17 protein-coding genes are annotated in these 23,032 nt (G+C 61.5%); 7 read left to right on the forward strand and 10 right to left on the reverse strand.

From position 1 onward, the window contains the following. Positions 1 to 10: 10 nt before the first annotated feature. Both P3T20_RS25610 and P3T20_RS25615 read right to left on the reverse strand, forming a co-directional pair. A complete protein-coding gene (locus tag P3T20_RS25610; protein WP_074263928.1) occupies positions 11 to 1,177 on the reverse strand; it encodes an ABC transporter permease in 1,167 nt (388 codons plus the stop codon). Positions 1,178 to 1,369: 192 nt separating this feature from the next. Beyond that, on the reverse strand, positions 1,370 to 2,416 hold the full coding sequence (locus tag P3T20_RS25615; RefSeq protein WP_074263929.1) for a sugar ABC transporter substrate-binding protein: 1,047 nt from the start codon (positions 2,414 to 2,416) through the stop codon (positions 1,370 to 1,372). Between the two features lie 280 nt (positions 2,417 to 2,696). Between P3T20_RS25615 and P3T20_RS25620 the strand changes: the two genes are divergently transcribed. The 4 genes from P3T20_RS25620 to P3T20_RS25635 all read left to right on the forward strand — a co-directional run bounded on the left by P3T20_RS25620 (position 2,697) and on the right by P3T20_RS25635 (position 6,035). Continuing rightward, positions 2,697 to 3,578, forward strand: a complete 882-nt coding sequence (locus P3T20_RS25620; protein WP_074263930.1) for a MurR/RpiR family transcriptional regulator — start codon at positions 2,697 to 2,699, stop codon at positions 3,576 to 3,578. Beyond that, positions 3,571 to 4,593 (forward strand): inositol 2-dehydrogenase, encoded by a 1,023-nt coding sequence (iolG, locus tag P3T20_RS25625; protein ID WP_429288233.1) that lies wholly within the window; start codon positions 3,571 to 3,573, stop codon positions 4,591 to 4,593. The genes P3T20_RS25620 and iolG overlap by 8 nt, the downstream gene beginning before the upstream one ends. Continuing rightward, positions 4,593 to 5,627 (forward strand): Gfo/Idh/MocA family oxidoreductase, encoded by a 1,035-nt coding sequence (locus P3T20_RS25630; RefSeq protein WP_429288323.1) that lies wholly within the window; start codon positions 4,593 to 4,595, stop codon positions 5,625 to 5,627. Before iolG ends, P3T20_RS25630 begins: the two co-directional genes overlap by 1 nt. 180 nt (positions 5,628 to 5,807) lie before the next feature. Further along, on the forward strand, positions 5,808 to 6,035 hold the full coding sequence (locus P3T20_RS25635) for a sulfurtransferase TusA family protein (protein WP_074265982.1): 228 nt from the start codon (positions 5,808 to 5,810) through the stop codon (positions 6,033 to 6,035). Positions 6,036 to 6,186: 151 nt separating this feature from the next. On the opposite strand, the gene galU is transcribed toward P3T20_RS25635, so the two are convergent. Together galU and P3T20_RS25645 are read right to left on the reverse strand one after the other, a co-directional pair. After that, entirely contained in the window at positions 6,187 to 7,068 is an 882-nt protein-coding gene (galU, locus tag P3T20_RS25640; RefSeq protein WP_074263933.1) for a UTP--glucose-1-phosphate uridylyltransferase GalU, read from the reverse strand. Positions 7,069 to 7,130: 62 nt separating this feature from the next. After that, a complete protein-coding gene (locus P3T20_RS25645) occupies positions 7,131 to 10,010 on the reverse strand; it encodes a valine--tRNA ligase (protein ID WP_074263934.1) in 2,880 nt (959 codons plus the stop codon). Between the two features lie 196 nt (positions 10,011 to 10,206). Between P3T20_RS25645 and P3T20_RS25650 the strand changes: the two genes are divergently transcribed. Continuing rightward, on the forward strand, positions 10,207 to 12,558 hold the full coding sequence (locus tag P3T20_RS25650) for a UvrD-helicase domain-containing protein (RefSeq protein WP_074263935.1): 2,352 nt from the start codon (positions 10,207 to 10,209) through the stop codon (positions 12,556 to 12,558). Continuing rightward, positions 12,555 to 13,340: a 5'-methylthioadenosine/adenosylhomocysteine nucleosidase gene (locus P3T20_RS25655; RefSeq protein WP_074263936.1), complete on the forward strand. Its 786-nt coding sequence runs from the start codon at positions 12,555 to 12,557 to the stop codon at positions 13,338 to 13,340. The genes P3T20_RS25650 and P3T20_RS25655 overlap by 4 nt, the downstream gene beginning before the upstream one ends. On the opposite strand, the gene P3T20_RS25660 is transcribed toward P3T20_RS25655, so the two are convergent. After that, a complete protein-coding gene (locus P3T20_RS25660) occupies positions 13,337 to 15,304 on the reverse strand; it encodes a propionate--CoA ligase (RefSeq protein WP_429288324.1) in 1,968 nt (655 codons plus the stop codon). The genes P3T20_RS25655 and P3T20_RS25660 overlap by 4 nt on opposite strands. A 161-nt stretch (positions 15,305 to 15,465) precedes the next feature. Further along, complete coding sequence (locus tag P3T20_RS25665) at positions 15,466 to 16,716, reverse strand: MFS transporter (protein ID WP_429288234.1); 1,251 nt, start codon at positions 16,714 to 16,716, stop codon at positions 15,466 to 15,468. A gap of 433 nt (positions 16,717 to 17,149) precedes the next feature. On the opposite strand from P3T20_RS25665, the gene P3T20_RS25670 reads away from it, so the two are divergent. After that, positions 17,150 to 18,820 (forward strand): methyl-accepting chemotaxis protein, encoded by a 1,671-nt coding sequence (locus P3T20_RS25670; RefSeq protein WP_429288235.1) that lies wholly within the window; start codon positions 17,150 to 17,152, stop codon positions 18,818 to 18,820. 136 nt (positions 18,821 to 18,956) lie between these two features. Here the strand turns inward: P3T20_RS25670 and P3T20_RS25675 are convergent, their stop codons facing one another. From P3T20_RS25675 to P3T20_RS25690, 4 genes are all read right to left on the reverse strand, one after another. Beyond that, positions 18,957 to 20,087, reverse strand: coding sequence for a WD40/YVTN/BNR-like repeat-containing protein (locus P3T20_RS25675; protein ID WP_429288236.1), 1,131 nt, complete (start codon positions 20,085 to 20,087; stop codon positions 18,957 to 18,959). A gap of 115 nt (positions 20,088 to 20,202) precedes the next feature. Beyond that, on the reverse strand, positions 20,203 to 20,538 hold the full coding sequence (locus P3T20_RS25680; RefSeq protein WP_429288237.1) for a hypothetical protein: 336 nt from the start codon (positions 20,536 to 20,538) through the stop codon (positions 20,203 to 20,205). 357 nt (positions 20,539 to 20,895) lie between these two features. Further along, positions 20,896 to 22,032 carry a WD40/YVTN/BNR-like repeat-containing protein gene (locus tag P3T20_RS25685; RefSeq protein WP_254368798.1) on the reverse strand — a complete coding sequence of 379 codons (1,137 nt, stop codon included), beginning with the start codon at positions 22,030 to 22,032 and terminating at the stop codon, positions 20,896 to 20,898. Between the two features lie 118 nt (positions 22,033 to 22,150). Beyond that, on the reverse strand, positions 22,151 to 23,032 hold the full coding sequence (locus tag P3T20_RS25690; RefSeq protein WP_074263940.1) for a hypothetical protein: 882 nt from the start codon (positions 23,030 to 23,032) through the stop codon (positions 22,151 to 22,153).

Genomic DNA, 23,032 nt, shown 5'->3' on the forward strand with positions numbered 1-23,032 from the left:
AACTCCTCGTTTAGCGGGATGCCGCGACGCGGCTGCGCACGTAGTGGTTAAACAGCACCGCGAACAGCAGCATTGCGCCGAGGAACACGCGGAACCAGTCCGAATCGATGTTCGTGTAGGTGATGCCGATCTGCACGACGCCGAAGATCAGTGCACCAAACGATGCGCCCACCACCGAACCGTAGCCGCCGGTCAGCAGGCTGCCGCCGATCACCGCGGCGATGATGGCCTCGAATTCCGCCTGCAGGCCGCGGTCGGCTGCCGCCGAACCGATATCGCACACTTGCAGCACGGAATAGAGGCAAGAGCAGAAGGCAGTCAGGACGAACAGCGAGATCTTCACACGGCGTACCGGCACACCGACGTTCTTGGCCGCATTGGCGTCGCCGCCCACAGCGAAAATCCAGTTGCCGAATTGCGTCTTGGCGAGGACGAATGCGCAAACCGCGGCAAGTGCGAACCACCACAGAATGACTTTCGGAATCCCAGGGACGAGCGGCAGGCCGTTGTCGAGCATCTTCACGAGACCGATGTGTCCGAGCCAGGTAAACACGCCCTTGAAGGCGACGCCCTGGAACAGCGTATGCGCGATCCAGTCATGCGAGGCGACGTCGCCCACGCCGGAGATGATGGTGCGGTCGGCAAACATCACCGAGAGGGCGAGCGTGAGGCCGCGCAGGATAAACAGGAAGGCCAGCGTCACGATGAAGGAAGGCAGCCGCGTGCGCATCACGAGGTAGCCGTTCAGCGCGCCGAGCAGCATCGAACCGGCGAACGCGAACACGATCGACAGCGCAATCGGCCAGTGAAAATACATCGTAGGCAACGCGACCATCATGCCGGAGAAGCCGATCATCGAGCCGATCGAAAGATCGAACTCGCCGGCAATCATCAGCAGACAGGCGCCGACTGCGATGATCCCAAGATAGGCGGCAACCTGCGACCAGTTCATCACACCGTCGAGGTTGAACATGCCGGAGTTGCCGGCGGCAAGCCCGAACACCAGGAACACCATGACGGTGCCGGCGAGGGCGGCAAATTCAGGGCGGCTCAACAGATGTTTGAACCACGATTCGCGACGCACGCGTTCATCGGCTGAAGCGGTCCCGGCTGCTGCTGCGGCAGCGTCCTGCTCGGGACGGGGATGTTTGGCGTGGAAGGGGTTGGCGACGCCCATTGAAGCTCTCCTTGATGCGCCAGCGGATCGCGTCGTGGCGACGCGTCGCTTGAAGGCGCTGAATGCAAGTGAAGTGCAAGTGAAACCTTGCGAAGGGGAGCGCGTGCGGCCGGGCCAGTGGCGGCTGGCGGCACGCGCTTTCTTCATGCCTGCTGGGACGGTTTCCCGTGCCCGAACTCAATCAAACCTTGCTTAGCGGTACTGACCTGCGTACTTGATTACCTTGTCGATGTTTTCCTTCGTAATGAAGCCCGGACCAGAGCCAATGTTGCGCGGACCGTAGGAGGGGGCGAGACCATAGGTCGACAGACGAGCCTGGAACTTCGGGTTAGCCTGGAGAGCCTGGCGGATCTTCACGGGGTCGGTAGTGTGGTCGTGCTTGGCGATGGCCAGCACGGCGACGGCGATGTAACCCTGCAGGTACGGTTGCTGGTCGATGGCGAACTTGATCGTGCCGTCCTTGATGGCCTTGGCGATGTCGTCGTCAAAGTCGAACGTTGCGAACCAGAGCTTGCCGGCCAGCCCCATTTGCTGCAGCGCCTTGATCGTCGGCGCAGCCGAGAGCGGCCCGAGTGCGAGCACGCCGCCGGTGTCCGGGTGATTGCGCAGATACGCACTCACCTTCGACTGGATGCCAGTGGGGTCCGTGCCTGCATCGAGCGTGGAGGTCTTGAAGTCGACCCCAAGCGCATCGGCAAAGCCGCGGCAACGTTCGAACGACGCCGGGTTGGTCGCGTAGTGGTTTACGCACAGGAACGACTTGACGCCTGCGGCCTTCGCTTTTTCGCCTGCTGCTTTACCTGCCGCGTATTCAGGCTGGCCGATGTGCATGATCGCGCCCAGATCGGCGCTCTGCTGCTCGGTGCCCGAATTGATCGTGACTAACGGAATGTGCTTTTCGGTGACCTTGCCGATCGAGCCCTTCAGCACGTCGTAGTCGGCGATGGTAACGATCACGCCGTCGTAGTTGCGTGCGGCAGCCTGTTCGATCAGGCGGGCCATGTCGGCGATGTCGCCATTAGGCGGGTTGCGGTAGTCGGTCTCGACGTTGAAATCCTCGTCGGCCTGTTTGATTGCGTTCTTGATGGTGTTCCACCACGAATCGGAATCGGGTGCGTGGCTGATCAACACGAAGTGCGCATCGGCCGCGCGGGCCGCGGTTGTGGCGGCCAATCCCGCCGTCAGCGCCAGTGCTGCCACCAGAATCCTCAGCGTTGCCTTGCCATTGCAAAGTCTCATCGTCTCCACCTTTCTCGGTCTTCGTTATTGAAGGGAACGTATGGTGTTTCTTCATACCTGCGAGCCCTCTTCGCGTGAGCACGCATGCTCGCTACACCATCGCTCAGGACCAAGATTAGGCCATCTTTTGCCCACTTGCAATGAAAATTTCATGACAAAGAAAAATGGAAAATATGTTCCATTTGACGATGCGCCTGCCTATAATCGGCAACGTTAGCGTGGTGCGCAGAGCCTTGATGGGGGCCGTTTTGCAGCGCAATAAAGCATCAAAGGAAGAGCCATGGCGGAAGAGAGCACAGAAGAATTGCCCAGCGTCGAAGATTTGATGCAGCGCATCGCGGAAAACTACGACTCGTTGCCGCGTCAGTTGAAAAACGTCGCGACGTATATCGAGCAGCATCGCTCAAGCGTGATGGTGGATCGCACCAGCGACATCGCGGCGAGCTGCGGCGTGCATCCATCCGCCGTCGTGCGGTTTGCGCAGCGCTTCGGCTTCTCCGGCTTCTCCGATCTGCAGGCGGTGTTTCGCCAGGCTTATACGGGGCAGGGCACATCGTCGCCGAGTTATCAGCAGCGCATTCGCAAGCTGATCGACGAGAAGCCGGGTGCGTTGTCCGGCGGTTCCGTGGCGCGCGAATTCGTTGCGGCGTGCCGCGGCGGTCTAGATGAGCTCGAAGCAGGCCTCGACGACGCGCAGTTCGACGCCGCAGTGAAGATGCTGCAACAGGCCGACAACATCTACGTGGTGGGTGTGCGGCGTTCGTTTCCGGTGGCGAGCTATATCGTCTACGCGCTGCAGCACACGCCGAAGCGCGTGCACCTGGTGTCCGGTTTCGGCGGCATGTATCGCGAGCAGATCCGCAGCGTCAGGAAGGGCGACGTAGTGATCGCGATCAGCTTCGCACCGTACGGCAAGGAAACACAGTACTGCTTAAGGGTGGCGCATCATCACCAGGCAAAAACGCTGGTGATCAGCGACAGCCAGTTGTCGCCGCTCGCGCGCTACGCCACCACGCAACTTTATGTGAAGGAGGGGAGCGCGTTCGCGTTTCGCTCGCTCACCAGCACGATCTGCCTGTGCCAGGCGCTGTTCATCGCGCTCGCGTACAAGCTCGAATTGAACGTAGAAGAATCGAAAGACACTGGAGGATACGATGACTGACCTAGCAGGCGGCAAGACAATCGACGTAGCAGTGTTCGGTGCAGGGCGCATTGGCCGGATTCATGCGGCCAATCTCGCGCGGCAACCGGGCGTGCGGCTCAAGTACGTGGTGGACGTGAACAAGGATGCGGCGGCAGCGCTGGCTGCCTTGCACGGCGCGCAGGTCGCGGACATAGACGGCGCGATGGGCGACGCGTCGGTCGGTGCGACGGTGATCTGTTCGAGCACGGATACGCATGCAGACCTGATCCAGCAATCGGCCGCGCAGAAGAAGCACATCTTCTGCGAAAAGCCCGTGGATCTGACGCTCGAACGCGCGCGTGCCTGCGCGCAGGCAGTGGAACGCGCGGGCGTGGTGTGCATGATCGGCTTTCAGCGCCGTTTCGATCCGACCTTTGCCGCGTTGAAGGCGCGCATCGACGCTGGTGAAATCGGCACGCCGGAAATGCTGATTGTCACGAGCCGCGATCCGGGCGCACCGCCGGTTGACTACATCAAGCATTCGGGTGGGATCTTCAAGGACATGCTGATCCACGACTTCGACATCTTCCGCTGGATTCTCGACGATGAAGCTGAGACGCTGCACGCCACGGGCAGTTGCCTGAGCGACCCGGCGATTGCCGACGCGGGCGATATCGATTCGACAGCCGTGACGATTCGCACGAAGAGCGGGCGGCTCTGCCAGATCAACACGGCGCGGCGTGCAGCGTATGGCTACGATCAACGCTTCGAAGTGCTTGGCAGCGAGGGCATGCTGCAGGCCGGCAACGTGCGTCCTACCGAGGTGGTTGCCTATTCGAAGACGGAAGTCTCGAGTGACGTGCCCGAAGCGTTTTTCCTTGAGCGTTACCGCGCGGCGTACGCGGCGGAAATTGCACACTTCTTCGAGGCGGTCACGCAGGGCAAACCGGTTCGCACGACTGTCGCAGATGGCCTGAAGGCGCTTGAACTCGCGGATGCAGCGACGCGCTCGTGGCGTGAAGGCCGGCCGGTGCGTCTCGGGGAGGGTGCATGATGGCGACCACTGCTAATCGCAAACCCGTTCGTGTTGGCGTAGTCGGGCTTGGACGGCTCGGCAAGCGTCACGCGGAGAATCTCGCTTATCGCGTGCCGGGGGCCGTGCTCGTCGCTGCTTGCAGTCCAGTAGAAGAAGAGTTGGCGTGGGCCGCTGAGGCTTTGTCGTCGCCGCGTTTGTACAAAGACTATGCCGCGTTGCTCGAGGATCCTGAGGTCGATGCCGTCTGGCTCGTCACGCCGTCGTCGTTGCACGCGCAACAGATTATCGACGCGTTGCGGGCCGGCAAACATGTGTTCTGCGAGAAGCCGCTGTCGCTGGATCTGGCGGAGTGCGAGCGAGTGCTGGCGGAAGCGGAACAGCATCCGCATTTGCAGGCGACCATCGGTTTCATGCGCCGCTTCGATCCGAGCTATCGCGACGCGTTCGAGAAGATCGAAGCAGGCGTGATTGGCCGGCCGTTCATGGTGCGCTCGCAGAACACCGACAAGAACGACCCCGACGGCTTCTTTGTGCGCTTCGCGCCGACCTCGGGCGGGATTTTTCTCGACTGCACGGTGCACGACATCGACGTGGCTCGTTGGCTGCTCGGCAAACCGCGCGCCAAACGCGTGTTTGCGAGCGGGACGATCGCGTTGCACGAAGGGCTGCGCGAATTCGGCGATGTCGACAACGGCGTGGCGATCTGCGAATTCGACGACGGCAGCCTCGCGATGTTCTACGCGTCGCGCACCATGGCGCACGGCAACGATACCAGCAGCGAAGTGATCGGCACGGCGGGCGCGATGACGATTGGCCACAATCCGCGTTTGAATCGCGTCGAGATTTCGGACGCGAGCGGGATTCGCAACGAATGCACACCGACCTTCTTCGACCGTTTTGAAGACGCGTTCCTGTACGAAGCGCGGGCGTTTGTGGCGGCGGTGCAGGGTGGGGCGTCGGCGGGTGCGACGTTAGCTGATGCGTTGGAGGCGACGCGGATTGGCAGCGCGCTGCGGCAGTCTTTGCAGACGGGGCAGGCGGTGACGTTGTAAGGCTAATAAGGCCCCGGGGTTTGGCTTTGACGACGCGATGCCCGAAAAGGCGCCCCAGCGTGTTCCTGTGATGGTCGTCATATCGGCGCTTCCGGCGTGGATATGACGGCTGCTGTAGAATTTGACCCTCTGTCCGGCGTCGTTCGCGGCGCCTTATCCCGAAGGTCATCGTCGATGCAAATTCAGGTTCACAAGGAAGTCGATGCGCGCGGGCTCAACTGTCCGCTCCCCATTTTGCGCGCCAAAAAGGCGCTTGCCGATATGGAAAGCGGCCAGATCCTCAAGGTGCTCGCCACCGATCCCGGCTCGCAACGCGATTTCGCCGCGTTCGCCAAGCAGACGGGTAATGAAATCGTCGAGGTGTCGACGCAGGACAAGGTGTTTGTGTTTTTGATGCGGCGGCGGTAAGGCGCAGCGGATCGGAGCAGACACGCGAGGATCGACCTACGTCAGAACCGCAGCACTCAAAATAAAAGGCGCCGTGCCCGCGATCCGCGGAGCAACAGCGCCTTTTTAACATCTGCCGCGCGGTTTTCCGCGCTTCTATCCGTCCGCCAGCTTACCCTTCCAGCACCGGCGAGCGAGTCCGCAAATATTCTTCGAAATCCGCAGCCACTTCCGGGTGACGCAGCGCGAATTCCACCGTCGCCTTCAGATAACCCAGCTTGCTGCCGCAATCGAAGCGCGTGCCGTGATACTTGTACGCCAGCACCTGCTCATCGGCGAGCAGCGACTGGATCGCATCCGTCAGTTGCAACTCGCCTCCCGCGCCCGGCTTCAAGGCGCGCAGATGCTCAAAAATCCGCGGCTTCAGCACGTACCGGCCAACCACGCCGAGGTTCGACGGCGCCACTTCCGGAGCCGGCTTTTCGACGATGCCCGACATCTTGATGATCGAATCTTCCCACTCCTTGCCGTCGACGATCCCGTAGGACTTCGTCTCCGAGTGCGGGATTTCTTCGACGCCGATCACCGAGCTGTGATAGTGGTCGAACACCTCGATCATCTGCGCCATCACGGGCGGCTTGCCGTACAGCAAGTCGTCCGCGAGGATCACGGCGAACGGGTTGTCGCCCACCAGCTTTTCCGCGCACATCACCGCGTGGCCGAGGCCGAGCGCCTCGGGCTGGCGTACGTAGAAGCAGTCGACGTGGCTCGGCTTGATGCTGCGCACGAGTTCCAGCAGCTTGTCCTTGCCGCGTGCTTCGAGCTCCGCTTCGATTTCGTACGACTTGTCGAAGTGATCCTCGATCGCGCGCTTGCTGCGGCCCGTGACGAAGATCATTTCGGTGATACCGGCGGCCATCGCTTCTTCGACTGCGTACTGGATCAGTGGCTTGTCGACGATGGGCAGCATTTCCTTCGGGCTCGCCTTGGTGGCGGGGAGGAACCGGGTGCCAAGACCTGCTACCGGAAATACCGCTTTTGTAACTTTTAGCATGTAATTACCCCTGAATCCTGTGGTGGCTACGTCTGTGCGCAGGCGCAGACGTGGAGCGTCAATCAGGCTGGCAGGCGCGCAAGTTGCGCGTTCAGCTTGCCGATGGTCGTTTCGTATTCTGCCAGCCTTTTCTGCTCCTGCTCAACGACTGCGGGCGGGGCTTTCGCAACAAAGCTCTCATTTTGCAGCTTTGCATTGCATTTCGACACTTCGGCGCCCAATCTCGCAATCTCTTTTGACAAGCGTTCGCGTTCGGCTGCGACATCGATTTCCACCTTCAGCACCAGCTTGTCATTCCCTACGATAGCAATTGGCGCGCCATGTGTCTGAGCGTCGAGCGTAGCCTCGTCGGCGATGATCTGCACATCCGACAATCGGGCCAGCGCCTGGGCGTACGGTGCGAACGTGCGCAGGCGTTCCGCGTTGCCGGTTGCGAGCAGAGGCACCTTGACGGCCGGCGACAGGTTCATCTCGCCACGCAGGTTGCGGCAGGCGTCGATTACAGCCTTCAGATCAGCCACCCACTGTTCGGCCGCTTCGTCCAGCTTGCTGGGCTCCGCCACCGGATAACGCTGCACCATGATAGAAGCTTCGCCCTCGGCCATACCCTGCGGGTAACGGTCGGCAAGGGGCGCCACCTTCTGCCACAGCGCCTCGGTGATGAACGGAATCACCGGATGCGCGAGGCGCAGGACCGTCTCGAGCACACGCAACAAGGTGCGGCGAGTGGCGCGCTGCTGCTCCGGCGCGCCGTTCTGGATCTGCACCTTGGCCAGCTCGAGATACCAGTCACAGTATTCGTCCCAGACAAACTTGTATAGGGCGTTTGCCACATTGTCGAAGCGGTAGTCGGCAAAGCCCTTGGCCACTTCAGCCTCGACGCGCTGCAGGTGCGAGACGATCCAGCGGTCTGCCTGCGAGAAGTCGAGGTAGGCGCCCGGGCCGCAGTTGCCCTCGCCGTTCGGACCGCACGCATCGGCGGGCTTGCCGAAGCCGCAGTCGTGGCCTTCGCAGTTCATCAGCACGAAGCGGGTCGCGTTCCACAGCTTGTTGCAGAAGTTGCGATAGCCCTCGCAGCGCGCGAGGTCGAAGTTGACGTTGCGGCCGAGCGTGGCCATCGACGCCATCGTAAAGCGCAGCGCGTCGGTGCCGAACGCGGGGATGCCTTCGGGGAATTCCTTGCGGGTCTTTTTCTCGATCGACGCTGCCTGCTTCGGATTCATCAGGCCGGTGGTGCGTTTGGCGACCAGCGAATCGAGATCGATGCCGTCGACGATATCGATCGGATCGAGCGTGTTGCCTTTGCTCTTCGACATCTTCTGGCCTTCGGCATCGCGCACGAGGCCGTGCACATAAACGGTGTCGAAGGGCACCTTGCCGGTGAAATGGGTGGTCATCATGACCATCCGCGCGACCCAGAAGAAGATGATGTCGAAGCCGGTGACGAGCACGGACGACGGCAGGAACGCTGCCAGTTCCTTCGTCTCGTTCGGCCAGCCGAGCGACGAGAACGGCACCAGTGCCGACGAAAACCACGTGTCGAGCACGTCTTCGTCGCGTTTAAGGGCGCCGGTATAGCCCTTGGCAACCGCTTGCGCGCGGGCGTCTTCTTCAGTCTTGGCGACGAAGATTTCGCCGTTTTCGCCATACCAGGCCGGAATCTGATGGCCCCACCAGAGTTGGCGCGAGATACACCAGTCCTGGATGTTTTCGAGCCATTGATAGTACGTGGTGGTCCAGTTTTCCGGCACGAACCTGATCTGGCCGTTGCGGACCACGTCGAGCGCAGTTTCGGCGATCGACTTGCCGGGATTGTAGGTCCCTTCCGGCGCCGGTTTGCTCATGGCGACGAACCATTGGTCCGTGAGCATCGGTTCGAGCACGACGCCGGTACGGTCGCCACGCGGCACCATCAGCTTGTGCGGCTTGACGGACTCGAGCAGACCGATGGCTTCCAGATCCGCGACCACCTGCTTGCGCGCCTCGAAACGATCGAGACCGCGGTACTTCTCGGGCGCGTTGTCGTTGATCTTTGCTTCGAGCGTGAGGATTTCGATCTGCGGCAGCTTGTGGCGCTGGCCGACCTGATAGTCGTTGAAATCGTGTGCGGGGGTGACCTTGACGACACCGGTGCCGAATTCGCGGTCGACGTAATCGTCGGCGATGATGGGGATTTCGCGGTCGGCGAGCGGCAGCATCACGGTCTTGCCGATCAGGCTGGCGTAGCGTTCGTCTTCCGGATGGACCATGACGGCGACGTCGCCGAGCATGGTTTCCGGGCGGGTGGTGGCAACCGTCAGATGACCCGAACCATCGGTCAGCAGGTACTGGATGTGCCAGAGGTGGCCATTTTCTTCTTCGCTGGCGACTTCGAGGTCGGAGACGGCGGTCATGAGGACCGGATCCCAGTTGACGAGGCGCTTGCCGCGATAGATCAGGCCCTGTTCATATAGACGGACAAACACGTCGCGCACGGCGGCGGACATCTTGTCGTCCATGGTGAAGTATTCGCGCGACCAGTCGATGGAGGCGCCGAGGCGCCGGACCTGGCTGGTGATGGTCGAACCGGATTGCTGCTTCCATTCCCAGACACGTTCGACGAACTTTTCGCGGCCGAGGTCATGGCGCGAGACCTTCTGGGCGTCGAGTTGGCGTTCGACGACGATCTGGGTGGCGATACCGGCGTGATCGGTGCCGGGGACCCAGAGGGTGTTTTCGCCGAGCATGCGATGGTAGCGGGTGAGGCCGTCCATGATCGTCTGGTTGAAGGCGTGGCCCATGTGCAGGGTGCCTGTGACGTTAGGCGGCGGCAGCTGGATCGAGAAGTTTTTCGTGTTTTCCGCGAACGCTGGCGCGGCGTAGGCGCGTTTTTCCCACTCCGGGCCCCATTGGGCTTCGATGTTGTGGGGTTCGAAACTCTTGGCAAGCGTGTTGTCGCTCATTGTTCGTGGTCTGCTGGGATGCTGTGGAATCTTTGATTATAAGGGGTGAGGATGCCGGGGAGGGTTGCCTGCGGCGCCCCGGTTTGGCGGTTCACCCAAACCAGGGCGCCGCAGGCACAACAACCAGCCGAAGGCAAAAACCAAACCTACCCCCGAACCTTATAATGACGGACAAACCGCCGCCGACCCCTGGAAAATGCCCGAACTCCTCAGTAACCTGAACCCCGAACAACACGCAGCGGTAACGCTGCCAAACGAACCGGCACTGATTCTGGCCGGCGCGGGCAGCGGCAAAACCCGCGTCCTCATCACGCGCATCGCGTGGCTCATCCAGCAAGGCCTGGCGTCGCCCGCAACCATCCTCGCGGTGACGTTCACCAACAAGGCCGCCCGCGAAATGATGGCGCGCCTGCAAGCGCTCCTGCCCATCGACACCAGAGGCATGTGGATCGGTACCTTCCACGGCCTCTGCAACCGCATGCTGCGCGCTCACCATCGCGATGCCGCGTTGCCCGCTACCTTCCAGATTCTCGACACCGCCGACCAGCTCTCCGCGATCAAGCGTCTGATGAAGGGCCTGAACATCGACGATGAAAAGTACCCGGCGAAGAATCTCCAGTACTTCATCAACAACGCCAAAGAGCAGGGCCTGCGCCCCAAAGACGTCGACGCTACCGATAACTTCAACCGCAAATTCGTCGAGCTCTACGAGGCCTACGACCAGCAGTGCCAGCGCGAAGGTGTCGTCGATTTCCCCGAACTGCTGCTGCGCTGCTTCGAACTGCTCGCGCACAATCCGCCGCTGCGCGCCCACTACCAGGCGCGCTTCCGGCACATCCTCGTCGACGAGTTTCAGGACACCAACAAGCTGCAGTATGCGTGGCTCAAGCTGCTCGCCGGGCAGACCAATTCGATCTTCGCCGTCGGTGACGACGATCAGTCTATCTACGCGTTTCGCGGTGCAAATGTCGGCAACATGCGCGACTTCGAACAGGAGTTCAATGTCCGTCATCTGATCAAGCTCGAGCAGAACTATCGCTCGCACGGCCACATCCTCGATGCGGCCAATCAGTTGATCGCCAATAACTCGCGGCGTCTGGGCAAGAATCTGCGTACCGATGCGGGCCACGGCGAACCGGTGCGTGTCTATGAGGCCGCCACGGATACCCAGGAAGCCGGCTGGATCGTCGAGGAAATCAAGGCGCTTATCAGCACCGGCACCTCGCGCAGCGAAGTCGCCGTGCTGTACCGGAGCAATGCGCAGTCGCGCACCATCGAACATACATTGGTGAACGCGGGTATCGCTTACCGCGTGTATGGCGGCCTGCGCTTCTTCGAACGTCAGGAAATCAAGCATGCGCTCGCCTATCTGCGTCTGATCGACAACCCCAACGACGACACCGCGTTCTCCCGCGTCGTCAACTTTCCGACTCGTGGCATCGGGGCGCGCTCGATCGAGCAGCTCGCGGACGCCGCGCGTCTCTACAACTGCTCGATGGCCGCGGCGGTTCCGTACGTCGCCGGCAAGGCAGGGTCGAGTCTGGCCAGCTTCGCCAATCTGGTCGGCAAGATGCGCGCGGAAACGCAGCAGATGAGCCTGCCGGAAACGGTCGAATATGTCGTGCGCGCGAGCGGTCTGTCGGAGTTCTATCAGACCGAGCGCGAAGGTCAGGACCGCCTCGAAAACTTGCAGGAACTGGTCAACGCGGCCGCAGCGTTCGTCAGTGAAGAAGGCTACGGTCTCGATACGCCGGCGCGCTCCATTCCGTTGCGTCCGGGTGCGACGTCCGCGCCGGAGCTCGTGGCGGAAACGGACGACCCCAACATCGTCGTCCTCGATGCGCCGGACGTCACCGACCCCGCGCAAAACCCCGACACGATGACGCCGCTCGCCGGCTTCCTGTCGCACGCGTCGCTGGAGGCGGGCGACAACCAGGCGCAGGCGGGCCAGGAAGCCGTGCAGTTGATGACGGTCCACGCGGCCAAGGGCCTCGAGTTTACCGCGGTGTTCATCACGGGCCTTGAAGAAGGCCTGTTTCCGCACGAGAACAGCGCGATGGAAACCGATGGCCTTGAAGAAGAGCGTCGTCTGATGTACGTTGCGATTACGCGTGCGAAGGAGCGGTTGTACCTGTCGTTCGCGCAGAGCCGGATGCTGCATGGCCAGACGCGCTACAACATCCGCTCGCGTTTCTTCGACGAGTTGCCGCAGGAAACGCTCAAGTGGCTCACGCCCAAGGTCGAGGCGGGTTCGCGCTGGGGTGGCCGCTCCGATAACGCCGGCTATGGCCGCGACTGGTTTGCGCGGCCGGGTTACACGGGCCCGTCGTCTTCGACCTCGGCGCCGCTGCCGGCTTTCGCCAATGAAACGCGCGCGGCCGAAAGCGGTTTCCGGGTCGGCCAGCAGGTGTTTCACACCAAGTTTGGCGAAGGCACGATCATCGCGCTCGAAGGCGGTGGCGCCGATGCGAAAGCGCAGGTCAAGTTCAAGCGGCACGGCGAAAAGTGGCTGGCGCTCGCCGTCGCCAAACTGCAGGCGGTCGAATGAGCGCGGCGCAAACCGGAGCGGCGGGCGGTCGTCGTCCGCTCGGGGTGATGGCGGCGTTGCCGCAGGAACTCGGTGATCTGGTCGAGGCGATGCGGGCGGAGTCTGGTGTCCGTACGGTCACGCATGGGCGCCGTGACTATCACCTCGGCACTGTGCATGGCGCGCCCTGTGTCGTGACACTGGCGCGGATCGGCAAGGTGGCCGCCGCGGCAACGGTCAGCGCGCTGATTCATGCGTTCGATGTCGACGCAGTGGTGTTTACCGGTGTCGCTGGCGGCGTGGGGCGTGAAGTGCGGATTGGCGATGTAGTTGTCGCCGATACTCTGGTGCAACACGATCTGGATGCGTCACCGTTGTTTCCGCGTTTCGAGGTGCCGTTGCTCGGCATCGCGCGGTTCGCTGCGGATCAGGTGCTGGCGGATCAACTCGCGGCGGCGACGGAACGTTTTGTCGCGGAAGAGGGCGAGGCGGTCGCGGCACGCTTTGGCACGCAACTGCCTCAGGTGCACCGGGGCCTCATCATCAGCGGCGATCAGTTCGTTGCCAGCGCGGCGGCTGTCGAGGCGCTGCGCGAGGCATTGCCGGATGCGCTCGCGGTCGAGATGGAAGGCGCAGCGATCGCGCAGGTCTGTCACGAGTACGGCGTGCCGTGTGCGATCGTGCGCACGGTGTCCGATACGGCGGACGCCCATGCACCCGCGTCGTTTGCTTCGTTTTTGACCGAGATCGCCGGGACCTACTCGAACGGTATTCTCAAGCGGTTCTTGCAGGCGCGCGTTTAGGCCTTCCCACCCGCGCCCGCCGCCAGCGCGTCGCGCACCTGCTGCAATGCGCTCGCATCCTCGATAGTCGGCAGGTCGCCCGGATCGCGGCCTTCCGCCAGCGCCGAGATCGCGCGGCGCAGCAGCTTGCCTGAACGCGTCTTCGGCAGCATCGCTACGAAATGCACCCGCGCCGGCCGCGCAATGGCGCCGAGTTGACGGTCGACCGTCGAAACCAGCTCGGCCTCGAGTTTCAGGCGCGCCTTGTCCGCCGCATAACGGTCCGCATCGCGCAACACGACGAACGCCAGCGCCACCTGGCCCTTCAGCGGATCCGCGACACCCACCACCGCAACCTCAGCCACGGCCTTATGGCTCGAGATCGCTTCCTCGATCTCCCGCGTGCCGAGCCGGTGACCCGCGACGTTGATCACGTCGTCGGTGCGCCCGAGGATCGTCACGTAGCCGTCGTCATCCTGAATGCCCCAGTCGAACGTCGAATAGAGTTGCTGGTCCGGCACGCTCGACCAGTACGTACTGACGAAACGCCGGTCGTCTCCCCACACCGTCGACATGCAACCCGGCGGCAGCGGATAGCTGAGTGTGATGACGCCTTTCTCGCCTGTTGCGCAGACGTCGCCGGTCTGCTCGTTGCGCAGCGTCAGGTTGTAGCCGTACACCGGTACGCCCGGCGAGCCTAGCTTCGGCGGTAACGCCTCGACGCCGCGCTGGATGGCGAGCATCGGCCAGCCGGTCTCGGTTTGCCAATAGTTGTCGACCACTGGTTTGCCGAGCGCGTCGGAGATCCACGAGGCCGTGGGTTCGTCGAGCGGCTCGCCGGCCAGAAACAGCGTGCGCAGGCTCGACAGGTCGTACTTCTTCAGCAGTGCCGGGTCCTGCTTCTTGAGCACGCGCAAGCCGGTCGGCGCGGTGAACATCAGGTTGATCCGATGCTGTTCGACAAGCCGCCACCAGATGCCACCGTCCGGTCGGATCGGCGTGCCTTCGTACATGACCGTAGTCAGGCCCGCGATCAACGGTGCATAAATGATGTAGCTATGGCCGACCACCCAGCCGATGTCCGAAGCGGTGAACATCGTGTCGCCCGCGCGCCCCTCGTAGATGTATTCCATGGATGCCGCCAGCGCCACCGCATACCCGCCCACGTCGCGCACGACGCCTTTCGGACGGCCGGTGGTGCCCGACGTGTACAGCACGTACGATGGCTCGTTCGACTCCAGCCACTCGCATGGCACATGCGCGTCGAAAAACTGCTCGCGTAACGGCTCGTAGTCGACGAGGTAGCTGGCGTTCAGACGCTCCGGTGCAAGCTGCCGGTCGATCCGCAGCACATGCGGCGGCTTGTGCTGCGCGCGGGCGAGCGCTTCGTCGACGAGCGGCGTGTAGTCGATCACCTTGCCGCCGCGCGCGCCGGCGTCGGCGGTCACGATCAGCGCCGGGGTTGCATCGTCGATGCGCGCTGCGAGACTCGGCGCCGCAAAACCGCCGAACACGACAGAGTGAATCGCGCCGAGCCGGGCGCAGGCGAGCATCGCGAACACGGCTTCGGGGATCATCGGCAGATAGATCAGCACGCGGTCGCCACGCTTGACGCCGAGCGAGCGCATCACCGCGGCCATGCGGTTGATTTCGGCGTATAGCTCCGCGTACGTGTAGCGCCGTTCGATGCCGGTTTCCGTCGAGACATAGACGAGCGCATTCTGCTGGGCGCGTTCGGCGAGATGCCGGTCCACCGCGTTATGGCACAGGTTGGTCCGGCCGCCGACGAACCAGCGCGCAAACGGCGGATTCGAGCGGTCGAGCACCATCTCGAACGGCGTCTCCCAATGGATGCGCCGCGCTTCGTCGCGCCAGAAGTCTTCAGGGGCTTCGATGGAACGGCGGTGGAACTCGCGGTAACGGGTCATCGGCGGCGATCCTTCCTGCGATATGTTGTGAGCGAGCGTGACGGTGCGTGTCCGCACAGCATAGAGCAGGCGTGCAGGCGCGGACAACGCGGGTTCACCATAGGCAGGGTGTCAGCAAACCCGGTGCCTCGATCGCAATGGTGTTTGGCCGGCTCGGCCCGCAAAACGAAAAAAAGGCGCCGCAGCGCCTTTCTCCGTCCATCCACGTCACACGAAACTCACGCTTTCGCGCGTTTTCCCTCGACATCGGGCAGGAACACCGTCAGCACGCCGATCAGCGGCAGGAACGAGCAGACCTTGTACACATAAGCGATGCTGGTCGCGTCGGCCAGTTGGCCGAGCACTGCCGCGCCGATCCCGCCCATGCCGAACGCGAAGCCGAAGAACAGGCCCGCAACCATCCCGACCTTGCCCGGAATCAGCTCCTGCGCGTAGACGAGGATCGCCGAGAACGCCGACGCCAGCACCACGCCGATCACGACCGTGAGGACGCCGGTCCAGAACAGGTTGGCATACGGCATCAGCAGCGTGAACGGCGCGACGCCGAGGATCGACACCCAGATCACGTACTTGCGGCCAATCCGGTCACCCACCGGACCGCCGATGATCGTGCCCGCCGCGACCGCCGCGAGGAACACAAACAGGTGGATCTGCGCGGCCTGGACCGGCAGATGGAACTTGTCGATCAGATAGAACGTGAAGTAGCTGTTGATGCTGGCCAGATAGAAGTACTTCGAGAACACCAGCAGCATCAGCACGCTCATGGCGAACAGCACCTTGTTGCGTGACAGCGTCGCGTGGCCGACCTGCGCTCCCTTGGCCTTTTTGGTGGCCGGATGACGCTTGTACCAGCGGCCGATCTGCGTAAGCACGACGATCGCGACCAGTGCCGCCACCGAGACCCATGCAATGCTGCGCTGGCCGTGCGGAATGATGATCAGCGCGGCGAGCAGCGGCCCGAGCGACGAGCCGGCATTGCCGCCCACCTGGAACAGCGACTGCGCGAGACCGTGCTGGCCGCCCGAGGCCATCCGCGCGACTCGCGACGACTCCGGATGGAACACCGACGAACCGCAGCCGACGAGTGCCGCGGCCACCAGCAGAATGCCGAAATTCGGCGCTACCGACATCAGCAGCAGGCCGGCCAGCGTAAAGCCCATACCGACAGGCAGGGAATACGGCTTCGGATGCTTGTCGGTGTAGATGCCGATCAGCGGCTGCAGCAGCGACGCCGTGATCTGGTAGGTCAGCGTGATCAGGCCGATCTGCCCAAACGACAGCGAAAAGTTGTCCTTCAGCATCGGATAGATCGCGAGGATCAGCGACTGGATCATGTCGTTGATCAGATGCGAGAAGCTGATTGCGCCGAGCACCGAGTACACGGTGCGTTGGGCCTTGACGGCCAGAGGGGCAGCGGCGGGGATGCTTGAACCGCCAGCGAGGGCGTTTTTATCGAGGCTCGTTTCCATGCGCGTGAGAGAGGGGAGAAAGTGAGCGGGCCGGATCCGCTGGGTGACGATACCGTCTGCGCCATATCGTCACACTACGGGGAACTATCTGACGTTTCATGAAGTGTAATGTGGCTTGCATGAAATGTTCGGACAAGTTTTGTCGCGAATCAGACATCAAGCGGCGTAATGCTGGCACCACGGTGGGGCGATCTGCCGCGCGTCGGTCACAAAGACCGACCATTTGCAATGTTTCGGTGCGTTCTGTCAGGGGGAATTTTGGCTGTGTATAAAGCCGTCGCTGGCACGCTGTTCACATAGTGGACGCGCATTGGGGGCGGAACACTGCACGACGGCGGCTCTAAAGATTGCTGCCGCTGGTGCCGTAGACCCGAAGAGATAACAAGGAATGCCGGAACCGACCTTTCCGGCTGGTCATACGTGAGGACCAAATATGAAAGCAGTTTCGCTGGGCAGCCAGCCGGGTGTCGGTTTCGTAGCGAGTGACGAACCGGCGGGCGGTCCGTCCGGTTCGCGCGCGCCGGTTGGGCGGCTCAAGGGTTTGTCCGTGAAGGCGACGCTCCGACTGGCTTTCGCCGCGGTGCTGATCGGTACGCTGGTGATCGGGGTGTTTTCGCTGGCGCAGATCAGCCGGCTCAACGGATCGGCGCAATCGATCTACGACCAGGGCCACGTCGCGAGCCGGGCGGCAGAGGAAGCGCGAGGTTATGTGCTGCGCGCGAGCCGTGCGCAGAAGATGCTGCTGACCGCGACGACGGCCAAGGAGCGCGATGAACTCGGCTCGGACATCGACAAGGGTCTCGCCGGCCTGTCGACGCAGATGAACACGCTGCAGCAGTATGTCGATCCCGCCGATGCGGATCAGGTGTCGCAGCAGAAGAAATTCGCCGCGGCGGTCGGGACGTGGAGCGGCCACCTGCGCGATTTCGTGAAGCTGGTGAAGGCACAGCCGCTCGATCTGTCGCAGATGAACTGGCAGGTGGGCATGCAGGATGTGTCGTTGCTGGTGGAGACCGAAAAGCTCGAGAAGATGGTGGACGCGCTGGTCGAGCAGCGCAGCGTGGCCGCAAAGGCGACCATCGACGCCTCGGCGTTCATCTACCACTCGTCGTACGTGACGATGGCGGCGATGACGATCGGCCTGATCGTGCTGGCGTTTGTGATCAGCGAATGGGTGGTGCGACGGCTGGCGCGTCAACTGGGTGGCGAGCCGGTGTACGCGAAGGAGATTGCGAGCCGGATTGCGGCGGGGGATCTGTCGAACCAGATTGCGCTGGCACGCAACGATCATTCGAGCATGCTATCGGCGCTGCACGACATGCAGAGCGGGCTCTCGACGACGGTCTCGGACATCGCGGCGAGTGCTGACGCGATTGCGACGGCATCGGGCGAGATTTCGATGGGCAACCAGGACTTGTCGGAGCGCACCGAGCAGCAGGCGATGGCGCTGGAGCGCACGGCGAGCAGCATGGAGCAGTTGACCTCGACGGTACGGCAGAACGCCGACAACGCCAGGCAGGCGAGCACGCTGGCGAATAATGCATCGGAGATTGCGGAGAAGGGCGGCGAGGTAGTGAGCCGTGTGGTGTCGACGATGAACGAGATCAACGAGAGCGCGAAGAGCATTGGCGACATCATTGGGGTGATTGAGGGCATCGCATTCCAGACGAACATTCTCGCTTTGAACGCGGCTGTCGAGGCCGCGCGCGCGGGGGAAGAGGGGCGCGGATTTTCGGTAGTGGCGGCTGAGGTGCGGAATCTGGCGCAGCGCAGTGCTGGCGCGGCCAAAGAGATCAAGGGGCTGATCAGCACGTCGGTGGAGCGGGTGGGGAATGGGTCGGCGCTCGCGCAGGATGCTGGGAATACGATGGATGAGGTGGTGAAGGCGGTCAAGCGGGTGACCGATATCATGGGGGAGATCTCGGCTGCTTCTGCCGAGCAGAGTTCTGGTATCGAGGAGATTAACCTCGCGGTTACGCAGATGGATGCCGGGACCCAGCAGAATGCGGCTCTGGTTGAGCAGGCTACTGCTGCTGCGCGGGCTCTGGATGATCAGGCTAAGGCTTTGAAGGGGATGGTGGGGAGGTTTAGGTTGAATGGGTGAGATTGGGGTGCCTGGGGCGCGTTGGGTTGGGTGTTTTTTTTGGTTGCGTTTGCCTTTCCTTGCCACCGCCGTAAAGGCAAACGTCGGCCTGAAAGACGGGGCAGGATAGACGAACGCCGACGTTATACACGAACGTTTACCAGGTTCGCTTTTTCAGCGTATAGCCATACAGGCCGTACTGTGTATTGGTGGCGGGGTCGAAATAAACACCCTGCGTGATACCGTCATCGGTCTCGGTCCAGGATTTGCCGTAGTCCTTGCTGGCAAACGTCATGTCGCGTGGCGCACCTTCTCCGGAGGCGTCCGTTGCATACACAAGCAGTACGCCACGCTTGCCCACGCTGAGTCCGTCCAGCATCAGACGTGCATCGAAGGTATGGGGTTGCTTGACCGTCTGATTGCCACGGTTTCCCCATGTCGATAGCGCACCGGTCCGGTGCCCGTTGTCACTCAAGTCCTTCCAGTCGCGCGGCGGGCCGAGCCGGGATAGCGCATAAACCGAATAGGCGTAATCGGGCGGTACCTGCTCGGACTGGAGCGAAACGACTACCTGATCAGGAAGCTTCACGTCAGGCTCGAACGCGTCGCTATCCCATTTCAGCCGCTCCACGATGCTTTCAGGTTGCATGTCCGCTATTTCCTCCGGCACGTAGTAGGCCACACGCAGCGTGCCGTCCGGACCAAGGTCTACGCCGTCGAAGGTCTTTCGCGGTTCGTCGTCCTCAGTTGCGTGGAGCGGAACCGTGATCTCTTTCCACGTGCGGCCGCCATCCGCTGTGCGCCAGACGTGCGGTCCCCAGCCAACCGCGTATCCCCGGTCAGGATCAAGGAAAAGCAGCTGGCCGATATTCCGGCTTTCCGGCCAGTCGAGTTGCGTCCAGTTCTTGCCGCCATCGCGCGAGCGCCAGAGCTTCGTGATATGCGGTGTCAAGCCATTCTTTGGCTCAGGAATCTTGTAGTCCATCCAGTCCGTGCTGACATACTGCGTGGTCCAGTCCTTCGAATACCACCAGGCCGCATCCTGTCCCGGCTGCTGGAAGTGGCGTGTCAACCCTCCGTCGATGGTGCCGCGAAAAAAGCTAACGGTGCGCCGATTCAGCCGCTCGCTGGAATTATTCATCCATGCTTCGCTAGGCTCCGCGTAGTCCGGGTCGTTCCGCTGACTAACGGGCTTGAACGTGATTACCGGGTCAGCAATCTTGAGACTGATAACCTCGTTCCCATTGATCCGGGAGTCGCCGCCCCCATACGGTTTGTCATTTTTCATGAATGTTGCTGAAATGGTCTGCCAGCCTGGGGTCGTCATGCTGTGATATCCGTAAATTGCGATGGCGGCCAGAAGGCTGCCTAAAATGAGTGTCCTGCGCCTAGGCATCCGCATGTCACTTCGCATCCATTAGCCGCCCGAGCACTTTGCTCACCGGGTCATCGATATCGGCTTTCGCTATGTTCCGTGCGTCCCCGATGGTGTCGCCTGCAACCACCTTGCCGCTGTCCCATACCTGCTCGCAGGTTCGCCAGTCGCCCCATTCTTCGAGCGCGGGGCCACCCATGATTTTCATCATGTCCGGAAGCTGCAAACGGGCCAGTCCGTCATCAAGATAGGCGAGCGGGGGTGTCTTGAATGCAAAGCTCTTGAAAGTATCGCTTTCTAGTTCCAGCTTGTATTGAGAAACCGTCATTTTGAAGCGGCCGTTTCCCGGCGTGGCGTTGCTCATCTGGATTATGTTTCCTTGCATATTTTGGTTGAGCCCATCTTTCATATCCAACTGAAGATATCGCCTCGCAAGAACAGGCTGAAAGCGGTATCTGGACCATTTCCGGTGAACGGATGAAAGCGAAGGAGCCGCACCGCGTGCCGCTATCGGCTCCGCGCTCGCACTCGTCAAGACGCTGAAAGAGTAGAAGCAGCATGAGACATTGGTATCACCGAATCGATCTGATGGAACAGCGCGATCCGACGATGGAGGTATGGACCGCGCATGTAAGGTCGCAATCGTCGCTCCTTCTGGGGGACTAGCGAGAGCCCCGTCGGCGCGGGGCAGCAATCACCAGCACGGGAGCCAGGCGAACGCCTACCAGAGTCGCTTTTTCAGCGTATAGCCGTACAGGCCGTACTGTGTATTGGTGGCGGGGTCGAAATAAACACCTTGCGTGATACCGTCATCGGTCTCGGTCCACGATTTGCCATAGTCCTTGCTGGCAAACGTCATGTCGCGTGGCGCACCTTCCCCGGAGGCATCCGTTGCATACACGAGTAGTACGCCACGCTTGCCCACGCTGAGTCCGTCCAGCATCAGACGTGCATCGAAGGTATGGGGTTGCTCGACCGTCTGATTGCCACGGTTTCCCCATGTCGATAGCGCACCGGTCCGGTGCCCGTTGTCACTCAAGTCCTTCCAGTTGCGCGGCGGGCCGAGCCGGGATAGCGCATAAACCGAATAGGCGTAATCGGGCGGTACCTGCTCGGACTGGAGCGAAACGACTACCTGATCAGGAAGCTTCACGTCAGGCTCGAACGCGTCGCTATCCCATTTCAGCCGCTCCACGATGCTTTCAGGTTGCATGTCCGCTATTTCTTCCGGCACGTAGTAGGCCACACGCAGCGTGCCGTCCGGACCAAGGTCTACGCCGTCGAAGGTCTTTCGCGGTTCGTCGTCCTCAGTTGCTTGGAGCGGAACCGTGATCTCTTTCCACGTGCGGCCGCCATCCGCCGTGCGCCAGACGCACGGTCCCCAGCCAACCGCGTATCCCCGGTCAGGATCAAGGAAAAGTAGCTGGCTGATATTCCGGTTTTCCAGCCAGTCGAGTTGCGTCCAGTTCTTGCCGCCATCGCGCGAGCGCCAGAGCTTCGTGATATGCGGTGTCAAGCCATTCTTTGGCTCAGGAATCTTGTAGTCCATCCAGTCCGTGCTGACATACTGCGTGGTCCAGTCCTTCGAATACCACCAGGCCGCATCCTGTCCCGGCTGCTGGAAGTAGCGTGTCAAGCCTCCGTCAATCGTTCCGCGTAGAAAGCTAACTGTTGAGCGATTGAGCCGTTCGTTGGAATTGTCCATCCATGACTCTTCGGGAACGGCTTGCGCCGCGTTGTATCCTTTGTCCAAATCTACAACGCGATATCGTAGTTCGGGGCTAGCGACCTTTAGTGATATGACGTCCTTGCCACTAAAATGGCTATTTCCGCCGCCATACGGCTTGTCGTTCTTCATGAACGCTCTTGAAATGGTCTGCCAGCTTGGAGTCGTCATGCTGTGATGTCCGTAAGTTGCGATAGCGGCGAGGAGGAGGCCGCCGAAAATGAATGTCCTGCGCTTGAGCGTCCGCATGTCACTTCGCGCCCATCAGCCGCCCTAGCGCCTTGCTTACCGGGTCGTCAATATCGGCCTTCGTGGCATCCCACGCATCGCCGACGGTGTCGCCTGCAACCACCTTGCCGCTGTCCCATACCTGCTGGTAGGTTCGCCAGTCGCCCCATTCCTCCATCGCCGGACCACCCATGATCTTCATCATGTCCGGAAGCTGCAAACCGGCCAGCCCGCCATCGAGGTAGGCGAGTGGGTGTGTCTTGAACGCAAAGCTCTTGAACGTGTCGCTGTCCAGTTCAAGCTTGTATTGAGGAACCACCATTTTGAAGCTGCCGTTTCCTGGCTTGGCGCTGCTCATCTGGATTCTGTTTCCCTGCATATTTTGGTTGAGCCCATCTTCCATATCCAACTGAAGATATCGCCTCGCAAGAACAAGCCATGCTTGCCCAGCAGGGCTAAGCGTCGGAAACAATTTCGCACCATAGTTCGAACAGTAGAAGTAACCGTAGCTGACGTAATAGCTGGGCGGCTTATGCCCGCAGCCGATGTGCCGCATCATGAAGTTGCTATGCCGGGACCAGTCGGAAGAGGTACATTCGGGCTGGATTAGCGTCTGCCGCTGGTGCAGCAGACGGGCAGAGACTTCCTTGTCGGTCCACGGGTCCCAGGACGTGGCGAAGGCTTTTACGCTGGCCCATGCGCTGCCCGCCGTGACCTTCTCGACTGTTTCCGTGTATTCGCACTGCAACGGCCTGTAGTAGTACTCGCAATGTCCGATTATCGAATCCGCAGCAGGTGGGACATGATCGTCACAGGCGGTACGCTCCACGCGGGCACGCTTCGTGTATGACTTCAGCGTCATGTACGATTCCGCGTAACCCACATCCTTGTCTTCATCTGCCAT

The organism is Paraburkholderia sp. GAS206C, from assembly GCF_050435645.1.
Classification (GTDB): Bacteria; Pseudomonadota; Gammaproteobacteria; order Burkholderiales; family Burkholderiaceae; genus Paraburkholderia; species Paraburkholderia phenazinium_B.